Annotated in this window: 15 protein-coding genes and 1 riboswitch; of the genes, 3 read left to right on the top strand and 12 right to left on the bottom strand. The window is 39.9% G+C overall.

What is annotated here, in order from left to right:
* Window positions 1-7: 7 nt before the first annotated feature.
* A complete protein-coding gene (gene ribE, locus BK583_RS09690; protein WP_055737615.1) occupies window positions 8-655 on the bottom strand; it encodes a riboflavin synthase in 648 nt (215 codons plus the stop codon).
* Window positions 656-784: 129 nt separating this feature from the next.
* Window positions 785-924, bottom strand: a riboswitch (FMN riboswitch).
* Window positions 925-1,282: 358 nt separating this feature from the next.
* Here ribE and BK583_RS09685 point away from each other — a divergent pair.
* Entirely contained in the window at window positions 1,283-2,332 is a 1,050-nt protein-coding gene (locus tag BK583_RS09685) for an enoyl-CoA hydratase/isomerase family protein (protein WP_055737614.1), read from the top strand.
* Window positions 2,333-2,371: 39 nt separating this feature from the next.
* Here BK583_RS09685 and BK583_RS09680 read toward each other — a convergent pair whose 3' ends face one another.
* The 5 genes from BK583_RS09680 to BK583_RS09660 form a co-directional block, all read right to left on the bottom strand.
* Window positions 2,372-2,572, bottom strand: a complete 201-nt coding sequence (locus BK583_RS09680; RefSeq protein WP_035397001.1) for a DUF6501 family protein — start codon at window positions 2,570-2,572, stop codon at window positions 2,372-2,374.
* Window positions 2,573-2,639: 67 nt separating this feature from the next.
* Window positions 2,640-3,896, bottom strand: coding sequence for a 2-oxoglutarate dehydrogenase complex dihydrolipoyllysine-residue succinyltransferase (gene odhB / locus BK583_RS09675; protein ID WP_055737613.1), 1,257 nt, complete (start codon window positions 3,894-3,896; stop codon window positions 2,640-2,642).
* Window positions 3,897-3,910: 14 nt separating this feature from the next.
* Window positions 3,911-6,748: a 2-oxoglutarate dehydrogenase E1 component gene (locus BK583_RS09670; RefSeq protein ID WP_055737612.1), complete on the bottom strand. Its 2,838-nt coding sequence runs from the start codon at window positions 6,746-6,748 to the stop codon at window positions 3,911-3,913.
* A gap of 642 nt (window positions 6,749-7,390) precedes the next feature.
* On the bottom strand, window positions 7,391-8,374 hold the full coding sequence (locus tag BK583_RS09665; RefSeq protein ID WP_139366179.1) for a class I SAM-dependent methyltransferase: 984 nt from the start codon (window positions 8,372-8,374) through the stop codon (window positions 7,391-7,393).
* Window positions 8,375-8,379: 5 nt separating this feature from the next.
* Entirely contained in the window at window positions 8,380-9,672 is a 1,293-nt protein-coding gene (locus BK583_RS09660; protein WP_055737611.1) for an FAD-dependent oxidoreductase, read from the bottom strand.
* A 125-nt stretch (window positions 9,673-9,797) separates the two neighbouring features.
* On the opposite strand from BK583_RS09660, the gene BK583_RS09655 reads away from it, so the two are divergent.
* Complete coding sequence (locus BK583_RS09655; protein WP_055737610.1) at window positions 9,798-10,406, top strand: lytic transglycosylase domain-containing protein; 609 nt, start codon at window positions 9,798-9,800, stop codon at window positions 10,404-10,406.
* Between the two features lie 74 nt (window positions 10,407-10,480).
* Here BK583_RS09655 and BK583_RS21280 read toward each other — a convergent pair whose 3' ends face one another.
* Together BK583_RS21280 and BK583_RS09650 are read right to left on the bottom strand one after the other, a co-directional pair.
* A complete protein-coding gene (locus BK583_RS21280; RefSeq protein ID WP_269083184.1) occupies window positions 10,481-10,603 on the bottom strand; it encodes a hypothetical protein in 123 nt (40 codons plus the stop codon).
* A 31-nt stretch (window positions 10,604-10,634) separates the two neighbouring features.
* Window positions 10,635-11,072 (bottom strand): OsmC family protein, encoded by a 438-nt coding sequence (locus BK583_RS09650; RefSeq protein ID WP_055737609.1) that lies wholly within the window; start codon window positions 11,070-11,072, stop codon window positions 10,635-10,637.
* Window positions 11,073-11,411: 339 nt separating this feature from the next.
* On the opposite strand from BK583_RS09650, the gene sda reads away from it, so the two are divergent.
* Entirely contained in the window at window positions 11,412-11,543 is a 132-nt protein-coding gene (gene sda, locus BK583_RS09645; RefSeq protein ID WP_078440106.1) for a sporulation histidine kinase inhibitor Sda, read from the top strand.
* 537 nt (window positions 11,544-12,080) lie between these two features.
* Here the strand turns inward: sda and queF are convergent.
* The 4 genes from queF to queC are packed head-to-tail and all read right to left on the bottom strand — an operon-like array spanning window position 12,081 to window position 14,385.
* The gene (gene queF / locus BK583_RS09640; protein ID WP_055737608.1) at window positions 12,081-12,578 is read right to left on the bottom strand and encodes a preQ(1) synthase; all 498 of its coding nucleotides are present in this window, start codon (window positions 12,576-12,578) and stop codon (window positions 12,081-12,083) included.
* A gap of 16 nt (window positions 12,579-12,594) precedes the next feature.
* Window positions 12,595-13,308 (bottom strand): 7-carboxy-7-deazaguanine synthase QueE, encoded by a 714-nt coding sequence (queE, locus tag BK583_RS09635; protein WP_038480445.1) that lies wholly within the window; start codon window positions 13,306-13,308, stop codon window positions 12,595-12,597.
* Window positions 13,301-13,726, bottom strand: a complete 426-nt coding sequence (gene queD / locus BK583_RS09630; RefSeq protein WP_055737607.1) for a 6-carboxytetrahydropterin synthase QueD — start codon at window positions 13,724-13,726, stop codon at window positions 13,301-13,303. Before queD ends, queE begins: the two co-directional genes overlap by 8 nt.
* A complete protein-coding gene (gene queC / locus BK583_RS09625) occupies window positions 13,723-14,385 on the bottom strand; it encodes a 7-cyano-7-deazaguanine synthase QueC (protein WP_055737606.1) in 663 nt (220 codons plus the stop codon). Before queC ends, queD begins: the two co-directional genes overlap by 4 nt.
* Window positions 14,386-14,430: the final 45 nt, after the last annotated feature.

The following is a 14,430-nucleotide window of genomic DNA, read 5'->3' as shown; positions in this document are numbered from 1 at the left end:
CTCCTCTTTACATATACCCATTCTGTTGTAGCAGTTCAGCCAAATTATGCTTAGGAGCAGATTCGTCAGATACCGTTACTAATCGCTCAACATATTTTCCAATCAAATCACATTCAATATTTACTTCATCGCCAATTGCTACTGTTCCCATAATGGTTTCATCCAGTGTGTGCGGAATAATCGAAATCGTAAAATGACTGTCTTTAAGACCAAATACCGTTAAGCTCGTGCCGTCAACCGCCACTGAACCTTTTTGAACGATATATTTTAAAATACGTTTAGGTGCTTGAATATCAAAGTAAACGGCGTTATCCACTTGCTTTCTACGAACAACGGTTCCTTTTCCATCAATATGACCAGAAACCATGTGCCCGCCAAATCGGGATAGCGGCGACATGGCTCGCTCTAGATTAACCGGTGTAGACGTACGTAATTGACTTAACGTAGTCCCTTGAAACGTCTCTGGCATAACATCAACAGAGAATTCCTGGTCGTTAAATGCAGTGACTGTCAGACATACACCATTAACAGCAATACTATCCCCTAACGACACATCTTCAAGAACCTTTACCCCTTTAATACTCAATTTCATTCCTTGATTTTGTTTTTTTATTTCTGTAATCGTTCCTTTTTCTTCAATAATACCAGTGAACATTAAACCCCTCCTCCATACAAAAAACCCCCAAAGCTTTTACTTCGGGGGTTCACTAAATAAAACGACACTCATTGCTTAGGATTACAAAAAATCCCATACACAAATAAACGTCCATTCGACTGTATTCTCGTTAAACTTCTCCCATCCAGACTTTCACTGTCGGCTCTGGAGTTTCACCAGATCCACCGTATAAAAAATACGGGTCACGGACTAAAAGGCTTAGCCTTATCACCGCCGGTAGGGAATTTCACCCTGCCCCGAAGTTAAGTATATTTAGTTGTCTTGTTATCATAGTTCATTGCAGTCTCTTAAATGCTTATATATCAGTAGTTTAAGCGGCTTTTCTATCTGTTTTTCGTTGCTTCTGTACACTGCGACCTATCACAATATACGGTAGTTTCCTGCCGAGAAGCCTACCAATTTTCCTACTACAGAGCTATCAGTTCATTGATCGCTAACTCGATTTGATCATAGCATCGGTCAAATAAAAATGCAAGGCATACGTTGTTAGAAGCTATACTTATTTGAAAAATATGGTTTATTCGTTCGATTTCGTTGCTTTTCTTATAAAGATAGGTCAAAATAAGAGAGTAAACGATTTCATTCTTGTGGGGTGAATAGATAAAAATGACTGAACAGATCATGTTTTCAAAAAAAGAAAATGGAGTTGGAATTGCGACACTTTCTAGAGAAAAAGCACTACATTCGTTAACATTTGACATGATTTCAGCGCTCTATACACAACTGAAGCGGTGGGAAACTGATGAGAACGTACGTGTCATTCTTTTAGAGAGCAGAGGAACTAAAGCATTCTGTGCTGGGGGTGATATTAAGGCCCTCTATCAAGCAAAGAACAATAAACAAGCATTTGATCAAGCAACAGCCTTTTTTACCCTTGAATATGAATTGGATCTCTACATAGCGAACTACCCTAAACCAATTGTAGTCCTTATGGATGGCATTGTAATGGGAGGCGGAGTAGGCTTATCATATGGAGCAAGTCACCGTATTGTTACAGAGCGTACAAAATGGGCAATGCCTGAAGTAAATATTAGCTTTTTTCCTGATGTTGGTGCCTGTTATTTTCTTAGCCAAACACCAGATTATACAGGACGATATGCTGCATTAACAGGGTCTGTCTTAACTGCCTCTGACGCGATTTCCATTGGTTGCGCAGACTATTATATAGAAAGTGACACACTAGAAACATGTAAACAAGAACTCGTAACCCACCATTGGGACGACTATGAAGAAGTCACTTCTCAAAGCGTGCATTTATTTTTGCAGTCGTTTATTCAAGAACCGACACAAAGTGAGCTTATGATGAACAAAGATGACATCCATAAACATTTTTCTTTTAAAACGATTGAAGACATTTTAACGTCGCTCCATAATGATTCAAGTCGATTCGCTCAAGATACGTACACATTATTGGAGAGTAAATCGCCGTTGTCTCTAAAAGTAACCCTTGCGCATTTGAAGCAATCAAAAGCGTCTTCACTTGAGGAAACGTTTGAAACCGATAAAACCTTGGCTAAGCATTTTCTTCAGTGTGACGATTTCTATGAAGGGGTGTATTCGATCTTAATTGATAAATCTCATAAACCAGTTTATTCGTATGAGACCGTCGCTGAAGTCCCTGATGAGCTTGCGCTTTCGTTTTTCCGCGAACATTAAAAAACCAGGATGGGCTATCTCCATCCTGGTTTTTTAGTGCTAGCCTTCAAAATACTCTTTATAGAAACCAGCCATTTTGCCAGTGTTATCAATGACAAAATAAAACTCGTCGGTTTCGTTCTTTAACTCATACTGCTTTCCTACTGTTAATACTTCATTTACAACATATTTCTTTGCATCTGTATGAACACAAGTTAACATCCGAAGTGTCGGTGTTTCAGTCCATTGCTGGTGTATCATGACTTCATTCCTCCTCTACCTCGTTTATTGTACAAGAAAGAAGGCTAGCATGCTAGCCTTCTTTCCATTACCCTTCTAATAACAATTGTTCTGGGTCTTCGATCATATCTTTAACTTTTACTAAGAAACTAACTGCTTCTTTTCCATCAACGATTCGATGGTCGTATGAAAGGGCAAGATACATCATCGGACGATTTTCAAAACGTTCATTATCGATGGCTACCGGTCTCATTTGGATTTTGTGCATACCTAAAATACCAACTTGAGGAGCATTTAAAATAGGCGTTGACCAAAGTGATCCAAAGACTCCACCGTTTGTAATCGTAAATGTACCACCCTGCATATCGTTTAGCTGCAGTTTATTATCACGCGCTTTCTTACCTAAATCACCAATGCCACGCTCAATTCCTGCAAAACCTAATCGATCTGCATCTCTTAATACAGGAACAACTAAACCAGTATCCGTTGAAACGGCAATACCGATATCATAGTATTTTTTAATGAGGAGCTCATCTCCTTGAATTTCCGCATTAAGCAATGGAAATTCTTTTAAAGCACCAACAACAGCTTTTGTGAAAAAGCTCATAAATCCTAGCTTCACACCGTTTTTGTCTAAAAACGCATCTTTACGACGTTTACGTAAATCCATAACGGCTGTCATATCGACTTCGTTAAATGTTGTTAACATTGCAGACGTTTGCTGTACTTCTACTAAACGTTTAGCAATCGTTTGACGACGACGAGACATTTTCTCACGCTCAGTCGGCTTCGTTGGATCGTCCGCTGATTGCGTTAGTGCCGGCTTCTGTGGAGATGCCGCTTTTGATTGCGCTGGTTTGTCTTGGTGCGCTTCTACATCCTGTCGACGAATTTTACCTGTAGGATCTGTTGGTGTAATGGCATCAAGGGAAATGCCTTTTTCACGTGCTAACTTACGCGCAGCAGGTGAAGCCAAAGGACGATTGGTTGTCGATTGTGCTTCTTCCTCTTGCTTAGCAGGCTCTTGTGACTTCGTGTCTGCCTGCTTTTCAGTAGCCGGTTGCTTTTCTTTTGTGTCTTCACTCGTTGACGAGCTGCCTCCAGCTTGGCCACCTTCATCAATAATAGCGATGACTTCACCAATTTCTACTGTGTCGCCTGGCTCCCGTTTAAATTCTTTTATAACGCCGGATGTTTCTACCGGGATTTCAGCATTTACTTTATCTGTTTCAAGTTCAGCAATAAACTCACCTTGTTCAACGTAATCGCCTACTTCTTTTAACCATTGTGAAATGGTTCCTTCTGTAATCGATTCACCTAGCTCTGGTACTTTAATTTCAGTCAATGTAAAATGCCTCCTTAGTTTTTGCGCGTCACCGATTCTGTGATGATTCGTTTTTGTTCCACTTTATGAGCGTTTGATACGCCTTCCGCTGGACTTGAGCGGAATGTACGTCCAATGTAACTTAACGGGACATCTTTCGGTAAAATTTCTAAGATTCGTGGCTCCATAAAGGACCACGCTCCCATGTTTTTCGGCTCCTCTTGCACCCATTTTACTTCTTCTAAATTAGGAAACTCTTTTAATAGTTCACGAATGGCTCGACGTGGGAACGGATACAGTTCCTCTACTCGAATGATATGGAGCCAGCTCCAATCCTCGTCGTGCTTTTTAATATGATCTTGCAGTTCAATCGCCAATTTTCCACTTGTTAAGATAATTCGCTTCACTGCTTGACGATCTTTTCCTAAAATCGGTTCTTCTAAAATAGGCTTAAACTCGCCATCCGCAAATTCGACTGTTGTGGAAGCAATGTTTTGATTTCGCAATAAACTTTTCGGCGTCATAATAATAAGAGGACGGACTGTATTTTTCTGCAAAATTTTTGCTTGTCGTCGCAAAATGTGGAAATATTGGGCTGCCGACGTACAATTAGCAATCGTCCAGTTATTTTCAGCTGCAGAATTCAAGAAACGTTCTACACGCCCACTTGAGTGCTCTGGTCCAGCTCCTTCATAGCCGTGCGGTAAAAGAACAACTAATCCAGATTTCTGGCCCCATTTTGCCCGTCCAGCAGATACCCACTGGTCAAACATTACTTGTGCACCGTTGACAAAATCACCGAACTGAGCTTCCCACAGAACTAACGTTTCTTTCGAAAAGACATTGTAACCGTATTCAAAGCCTACACATGCCTGCTCAGATAACGGACTATTGTAAACCGCAAAGGAAGCATTTGCGTCATCAAACGATTGGAGCGGTGTGTACGTTTCGTTCGTTTCACGATCATGTAAGACAAGATGACGGTGAGCGAACGTACCTCGCTCCGTGTCTTGACCGCTTAAACGAATTGGTGTACCGTCGTGAATGATAGACGCAAAAGCTAACACTTCCGCTAATCCCCAGTCAACACTACCGTCTCCATCAAACGCATTCGCACGTCTTTGCAGGATTTTCTTTAGTTTTTCGTTTGGATTAAAGCTTTCCGGCCAATCAAGTAGCTGTTCATTAAAAGATTGTAGTTTGTCTTTTTCTACATTCGTTTTTACTTTGGGTAAGCCGTCTACAATAAAATCAGGTGGACTTAATTCGTAGTTTCGCTCGGCTTTATCAGCATTGACCTTGTTGTATTCTTCAAGTAAATAATCATACATATCTGTATCGAGTTTCTTTACTTCGTCTTTCGTTAACACATTCTCTGCTTGTAGTTGTTCAGCATACAAGGCTCTTGCGGTAGGGTGTTTACGAATTATAGTATAAAGCTCCGGTTGTGTAACCGCTGGTTCGTCTCCCTCATTATGGCCGAAGCGACGATAACCAATTAAATCGACTAGGAAATCCTTCTTAAACTCTCTACGGTATTCAACAGCGAACTGGATTGCTTTCACACACGCTTCAGGATCATCTGCATTCACGTGGAGAATAGGGATTTCAAAACCTTTTGCAGGATCACTTGCGTATGTAGTAGAGCGAGAATCGTACGCTTCTGTTGTATAACCTATATTGTTGTTTGCAATAATATGAAGGGAACCACCAACTTGATACCCATTTAAACGACTTAAATTTAACGTTTCAGTGACAATTCCTTGTCCAGGAAAAGCTGCATCTCCGTGTATTAAGATGGAGTATGCACGACGTGTATCTTGTGTCGGTTCACCACGCTTACTACGATCCTCTTGAGCTGCGCGAGCATACCCTTCGACAATCGGTGAAACAAACTCTAAGTGACTTGGATTATTCGCTAGTGAAACGATTGTTTCAGAACGCTCATCATCGACTATTTGGCGATCAGCACCTAAATGGTATTTTACATCGCCTGTCCAGCCCGAATAAGTTTCACCAAGCCCTTCAGATGGCGCGATTAATTTGTTTGGCGCTTGCAAGAATTCAGCAAAAATGGCTTTAAACGGTTTTCCTAAAGTGTGTGCAAGCACATTTAAGCGACCACGGTGTGCCATACCAATCATGACATGGTCGGTTTTTTCTTTGCGGACTTCATTAATCGCCATATCTAACATTGGCACCAATGAGTCTACCCCTTCAATGGAAAAACGCTTTTGCCCTACAAACGTACGGTGAATAAATTTTTCGAAGCCTTCTACGGATGTTAATCGCTCTAGTAAGCTCCGTTTTTCCTCTGTAGACAAAGCATCTGCAAACGTTCCTGATTCCACCTTGTCTCTTAACCACTTTCGCTCTGTTTCGTCTTGTACATGACCAAACTCACATGCCATTGTTTTGGAATAAACATTACGTAAATGTTCGATAGCTTGCAAACCGTTTTTGACATGCGATGGAGCTTGTGGACAAATATAGTCCACTGGTACATTCTTAAGTTGTTCTTCAGTAACATTAAAGCGTTCATAACTAATAAGGTCATCATTTTTATGAGTTTTCCATATTGGTTGAATGTCCGATGCTAAGTGACCTTTGGCACGAATAAAATCTGCCAGCTTCACAGCACCGACAACGGCGTTTATCATGTCCGAGCCTATTTCTTGATTCACACGATCTTTAGTGAAACTAACAGATTCTTCTAAAGAAGGTGGTCCCCATTTTTCAAAATGTGCTCTTGTTTCTTCATCTACGGAATTTGGGTCTTCCGTATATTGCTCATACAGCTCTATTACAACTCCGAGGTTCGGACCATAAAATCCTTGCCAAGGTTTTTCCGGGCTGTTTTCCTTGCTGGACATGTGTGATAGACCTCCTAAAACAATAGTTTGCATCACAAAAGCGCAAACGTCTATTTTCAAGCGCTTACAGAAATATAGTACCATTTCCTACTGGTTTACTCAAAACATTCGCATTGGATTATTTTATTGCGCCAGTAAAAAACGGTCACCTAAATTTTAGCGCTTTTGCGCAATAAAATCTAGCCTTTTTAACGATGATTCTTGCAATTTCGCCAAAAAGCGCTTTCTTTTTTATTGAAAATGAAGAATTTCGAAGCAAAAGCATACTCACTCCTCAAAAACAGTCGGTGAAGCGGTCCCGAAAAAACATACTTTTTAGCGACTGCAGTAAAACAAGCCCTCCCTTTATTTTCAAGAAAAGAGCGTGTGTGTAATTCTAAAAAATTGAACATACTAACGACCTAGTTGTGGATACTACTTATCGAGGTGATCAGATGTACGAATTCGAGCTTCACTCTGTCCATAGCACTATTCCCTGTTATGTCATTAATGATAATGAATCAAACCGATATGCGATACGTACGTTCGACACAAGTGGAGCGGTGTTTGACTCAACACACGCTCTCCTACAATGGGTGAAGCAAGAGTGGAAGGCGGAGGACTTTATTGACAAACAGGCTTTTCAAACGATGTTGTCTGAACTTACTTCTTCTTTAACCGAATCAAATACCAACCACCTTCTTTAATTAATGCCCGTTCTTCGACGACTTTTACGTTCGCTTGTTTTGCCATATAGGCGACTTCTTTCCTTGTAGGCAAAGGGTGCATCTCATTATGAGCCGTCATAAAGCTATTAAACGCACTGGCAAAGCGTTTGCCATGCTTTCCATCTGCAAGTGGTGTGATGAGGATCATTTCTCCTTTTTTTCTCAACACATCCGTTGCTTTTTTAATAAGAGCAAGCCTTTCTACAACTGTGAAATAATACAAAATATTATTTAACATGACGGTGTGATAGCCTTTTCTAAAACGCATTTCTTTAAAATCTCCTTGATCGATGCTGACGTTTTCGAATGAATTCTCCTCATTCGCTCGTCGGCAAACATCTTGATCAATTTCAACACCGTGAAATTGAATCGTTGGAAACTGCTTTGCCAACGTCATCATATAGCCACCTAAGCCACATCCTACGTCCAGAACCGTCTTGCTTTTTTGCTTTTTTAAGAGGGATGCGACTTTTGGAAGTGTAACGGCTTCCAGAAGTTTTGACGTTTCTGCTACCATGCTTGCGACAGGTGTTGACATAGTTTCTTCTTGTCGAACAAGTTCTTTTTTATAGTTTAGTAACGTGGGAATGTGCAGTTCAAACATTTCCTCCAGTAAGATTCCGACTGATCGTTCACTTTCTTTTGTTAGATACGTGACCATTTCTCGTTTACTTTGTATCTTTTTTTTGCTCTTTTTCTTCAAATGACCAACGGCTATACCTACTTCAACCCATCGGCTAAGCAACACTTCATCTAAGTCGTACTTATTTGCTATGTTTTCAACTGTCTCTGGCTTTTTAAAGTATTGAAATAAGTTTAAGCTGTAGCCTAGGTGAGCATGCCAAGTCATAAGAAAGGGTTCGGTTTGCTTCATCCATTTTCGTGCATGCCACATTCTTCTTAAATGAATATTTTCCACTTCTCTCACCTCATCTGTTGTCTCCAAGGGTAATCGTCGTCTAGTCCGTATTGATACTGCTCCATTTGGTTTTCAACCCTTGTGGTTTTACTACGCTTTACTAATGTGACACTATCTTTAACTGAAAACGGCCAAAAACCGAGCCCTGATATGTTAAACAAATATTTTGCTAATAATGTTTCATTATTTAAAAGTTGTTTTAACGCAAAGGTTCGACTTCTTTGCCACGCTTTCCCTTCTTTTCCATACGCTAGTCCACCTAAATGAGAGAGGTTCATAATCGCCTTCACTCTTTTTCTATGAACAGATTCATAATGGGTTAAAAATTCATTGCCCTTTCGTTTTTCATATAAGTCAATTAATAATTCACCTAGACAATCAGCACCTTGAATCGCTAAGTTCATGCCTTCACCTGCCATTGGATGGACACTATGAGCTGCATCCCCAATTAACGCAATGTTGTCTTTTACATAGTGGTTGGCATGTTGACGAATTGGGACCATGAGTTGAATGGCTCTCCATTCTTTCACGGTTTGTACATGTCCATCTAATGCTGGAAATAGCGAGACATAATGATCATAGAACAATTGTAGTGGTTCCTCTCGCCACGCTTTATATTCCCCTTTTCGAATGAGGTAAACCGTTCGCACATACCCATTCGGTAATGGAAATAAGCCTAAGAAACGATCTTTCGTTGCTATTAAATGTCCATGCTTTACTACATCAGGAGCAGGAAAGGATACCGTTAAAAAATCATGCTCGTATACGTGCCTTTTCCGTTCGATTCGAGCTTGTTCTCGCACCCGTGAATTTACGCCTTCTGCTCCTATAATAAACTCAAATGCTACAGTCCTTTTTTGTTTCCCTTGTTTAATAAAGGCTCTATTCTCTTCCATTTTCTCAAATGTCGCAGGCTGAAGAAGAGTAAAAGTGTCATACTGTTTAACTTCTTTAAGCAATAACCGCTTAATGTCACTATGGGGCAGCATAGCAGCGTACTGGAAAGGTGCTGGTAACTGTTTATAATCCATTGAGGATCGCAACATCGGCTGTAAGTGCGCATTCAGTTCAGACGTTTCAATCGTAGAAAAAGTCGTCCAAGCAGTTGAGAATGATTCATAAATACCTGCACGCTCAAACAATTGGATTGTCTTTGGTTGAATAAGCTCGCCTTTATACGCATGACCAAGGTGAGGGCTTTTTTCCACCATGATGACGTCTATACCACGCTTTACTAACTTTAGTGCTACGGTAAGACCAGCAACACCCCCACCAACAATGAATACTTGGGTTTTCATCTTCTCACCTCATTTACTCCCATGCACATTCCCTTATTTTTATAAAACCAAACGATAGCCATTGTTACAACGCTTTTACTCGTGGTAAGATGGACAAGTACTTTTTCAGTGGAAGAGGTTAGACAATGAAAAAATGGCTCTATTCCATTCTCATTTTGATGGTTGTCTTTGTTGGTATAGCGATTCTTCTTTTTGAACAAAATGATCGTTTTCGACAAGGTCTTTACAAAGCAATCATTGCAGAAAATCAAATTCCAGAAGACTATATCCCTGTTTATCATGAAGCTGCAGACACGTATAGTATTCCTTGGGAGCTTCTTGCTGCTGTTCATCGAGTAGAGACGATTTTTTCTACAATGGAACCAATGGAAAGCCCTGTTGGTGCTCTAGGTCATTTTCAATTTATGCCTAGAACTTGGGTTGGTTGGACGTATCCCGGTGTAGATGACATTGGCAATGTAGCTGACGATGTAGACATTACAGACATTGAGTTAATTGAAGAGCACAACGGTTATGGTACAGATGCTACTGGTAACGGAGAAGCCGATCCTTTTAATTTGCACGATTCAGCTTATGCGGCAGCTCGTTTTCTCTCAGAGCATGGGGCAGTAGACGGCGACTATGAAGATGCGTTGTTTTCTTACAATCGAAGTGATGCATATGTAGAGGAAGTGATGCATTATTTTGAAACCTATAAAGAAAATTATGATCCTATACAACTCTATGGTAAATAAGAAGCAGATGAAGCGAAATAAACGAAAAAAAGCAGTCCAACCATCGTCATAAAAAGACTTGGGTGGACTGCTTTTTATTGAGCTATAACTGGTTCCTCTTTAACAAATTCAATAGGTGATGAGGGAATATAGCCGTCTGGCTTCTGCTTATAACCGATTAAATCGTTGTCCGAATCGCATGCGGTTACGATTAACATTGACAGAATTCCACTAACAAGGATACATTTTCTAATTCGACAGTTGTACAACTGGCTCCACCACCATGTTAACATTGCCAGCCAATGCTTTTGAAATCATACACGATTTCTCTGCCTGATGCGCGATCTTTTCTGCTCGCTCTTGATCACTCTGTTTCTTTAATGTGATAGTTGGTCGATGAATAATTTCTTTAAACGTAAAAACATTATTTGTCACATCCACTTTTGCTTCAGAGGAAAGTGTTAATGAAACTTTTTCGATATTGGCTCTTTCTAACATAGCTGCGTACGTAATAACGAAGCATGTCGCTGCTGCACCTAACAGCATCTCATCAGGGTTTGTTCCCTGCCCTGGCCCATTCATCTCGCTAGGAATAGAGATTGTAGACTCTAATGCACCGGTTTTTATTACCCCTGTACTATTCCTACCTCCATTCCAGCTACATTCAAGATAAAAATGATGCACCATATAGAATACAGTCCCTTCCTTTACTAGTCATCTCTTTCGGAATAGTTCTAGCATAGCACGCTCATTGGAAAGCGAGCAATCCCTCTAAAAAAGTGCCTCCTTCTTTTCAAAATAGCTAACACTAGTAGTGGACTTGTACGATAATAAAAAGGAGTAATTAAAACCCACGAAAGCAAGAACATTCTAATAAGGTCGTACATTTGCTAGGCTAAAAATAGTACTGTCAAATTGTTAAGCAGACTTTCAACTAAATTATTTTTCTGAAAAAGGTTTCAAATCAGACAGAGGGGGAAAGAGAACGTATACTGTAAAAATGTTTATGAGCGGGGGATTTGAAGTATGTTACAACAATTAAATGATCAATTATTAATCGAGGCCTGTGAGCTTGCTGAAGAACGAAATTTAAATCGTGATTTTGTAGACATTTTAAAAGAAGAGTTAGAAAGAAGAGGTCTTGGTGTCTCTAGCTAACGTTTATAAAATTTCTTTTTTTTACATGTTACATTTTGACTCAATTTCTCAGTACGTTCGTTTAATAGCATGTGAATTATGTTTAATAGAATAATTTGTTTCTTTCATGCGGACACATCCGTAATTGTAATCATCGACACTCCTAGACAATATTCCCGATATCTCTACATCTAAACCTTTATTAAGGACTTTTTTTTAAAAGTCCTTATTTTTATAGCCTGCCAATCTTTTGCTATAAGAAATCATCTTATCCTAAAGGTTCCATTTCTTTAGAAAGAAGAGGCTGGGACAAAAGTAGATAGACAGACCAAAATGACGAACATTCCTAAAATAGGAACGTTCGTCATTTGTTTTATATGAAAATGAGCGGAAGGAGAATCCAAGACTCCTGGGGGATCAGCACGTGTCTGAAGACTCTAGAGTGGCGGTCTTCCACTAAGGAGGCTGAGGCCGTGTCCCCGGAAAGCGAAGGATTCTCCTGTAGCGCTGCTACTCTTTTCAAATACTACTTTTCGTTATGTCCCAGCCTCTTTTTACTTATCGATTCGTAATTGTTTCTGGGTACAAATCATGATTCATTAAGCGATAGTTCGCCATTTCTTCAAATCTTGTTTCTTTTTTTCCGTAATTGCAATAAGGATCGATTGAAATACCGCCTCTTGGCGTAAATTTTCCCCATACTTCAATGTAACGAGGGTCCATCAGTTGGATTAAATCATTCATAATTGTGTTAACGGAGTCTTCATGGAAGTCACCATGGTTTCGAAAACTAAATAAATAAAGTTTAAGTGACTTACTTTCAACCATTTTCACATCAGGAATGTAGCTAATATAAATCGTTGCAAAATCTGGTTGATGGGTTTTTGGACATAACGTCGTAAACTCAGGGCAGTTAAATTTAACAAAATAATCACGATTTGGATGTTGATTGTCAAAGGTTTCTAGCACACTAGGATTATACGAAAACGCATATTCAGTTCCTTGGTTTCCTAGTAGCGTTACATTCGTTAAGGTTTCTTCTTTTCTTCCTGTCATGTCTACTCTCTTCCTCCTACACGCCTCTCTTGTTTCCCCACAGCAATGTATGTAGCTGCGGTAACACACGAACACGATTCATTTCTTTATCATTCATTGTCCAGTCAATTAACTGTTCATACTGTTGTAATAAATCCTGCATTAGCTTCTGCTGATCAGCCGTTGTTGGATCTTCATTTCCAACTTGTAAATAAAACTCATATGCCGGAAAACGATGATGAACTTCTTTAGCAAAACGATAGTCTGTTTTATTAAAGACGACTACTTTTAAACTTACTTGTCTTGTATCAAGTTGCGTTAAGCACTTGTTTAATGTTTCCCAGTTTGTTTTCATTCCAGAACTTGGAGGCTTAGGGCTGATTGTCACGGCATCAATTTGTTTGAGCCAATCTTGCCAGAACGTTCCTTGTGTTTCTACCGCCGTTTGAATACCTCTTGCTTGCAAAAGGTTCACTAATTGGCCGATTCCCTTATGCAACAATGGATTTCCACCAGAGATGGTGACATGACCGTAAGAGGCAGGGGCAAGTGTATCTAAACGCTCAATAATTTCTTCAGCTGTTAAGGCTTCACTTTTTCCTGTTCCGTCCCATGTAAAAGCTGAATCACACCAAGAGCAACGATAATCGCAACCACCTGTTCGAACAAACATGGTCTTTTGGCCAATGACCGCTCCCTCTCCTTGTATCGTAGGGCCAAATACTTCAAGTACGGGAATGACACTACTCATGATGCGCTCTTTTCGGACGATAAACCACATAGCTCGTTGGCGTCTCACGAACAAATACTTGTATACACGTTGGCGCATTTGCCATAGTTTTTAGTAAGTCTTCAATTATCATATAAACGATTTTAGCCACATTCTCTGTTGAAGGCAGCACATTATGAAATAAAGGGTCTTCATTTAAAAGCTGGTGATCAAATCGATCGTGAACGAGTTGTTTTAACTGCTTAAAATCCACAAGAAACCCAGTATCATTTAAATGATCCCCAGCAATGGTAATATTGATCGTATACGTATGACCATGAACCCGTTGGCATTTTCCAGCCCCTTCATGATCGATATAATGAGCCGTTGCCAGCTGCATATCCTTATTTAATTCAAATGCATATGAATGGGGGGTAGTTGGATAGATTTGTTGGATCATACAGATGCCTCCCCTTTTTGCAAATAAGCTTGAAGACCATTCATTCTTAATTTACAAGCTGGACATCTTCCACACCCATCTCCGATTACACCTTCATAGCACGTTAATGTCTTCTCACGAATAAAGCGAAGTTTTCCTAGCTGATCTGCCATCGCCCATGTCTCTTCTTTATTAAGCCACATCAAAGGTGTATGAATCACAAATTGTTCATTCATTGCTAAATTTAACGTGACGTTTAACGATTTAACGAACACGTCTCGGCAATCTGGATAACCGCTAAAATCCGTTTCACAAACTCCTGTGATGATGTGCTTTGCGCCAAGATCTTTCGCCACTACCGCTGCAAAAGATAGAAATAAATGATTCCTTCCTGGTACAAATGTGTTTGGTAATTCGCCTTCTTGTCCTTCTTCAATGGCAATCGTTGGGTTTGTTAGTGCATTGGCATTTAACTGCGAAAGTACTTGTAAATCAATTACTTTTGCTCTCACACCAGCCTCTGCTGCAATCGATTTTGCCACTTTGATTTCATTTTTGTGCCGTTGTCCGTAGTCAAAAATGAGTACCGATACATCCGTAAATTGTTCGAGAGCCCAAAAAAGACAAGTGGTGCTATCTTGTCCACCACTAAACACAACAATGGCTTTTTCTTTCTTCATGCTTCATTTCTCCTTTTCTTGAGAACGAGCATTCGATCACTCCTG

Source organism: Shouchella oshimensis (assembly GCF_002019765.1).
Classification (GTDB): Bacteria; Bacillota; Bacilli; order Bacillales; family Bacillaceae_D; genus Shouchella; species Shouchella oshimensis.
The sequence above is the reverse complement of the archived record's forward strand: the minus strand, read 5'-3'. Positions and strand labels throughout refer to the sequence as shown.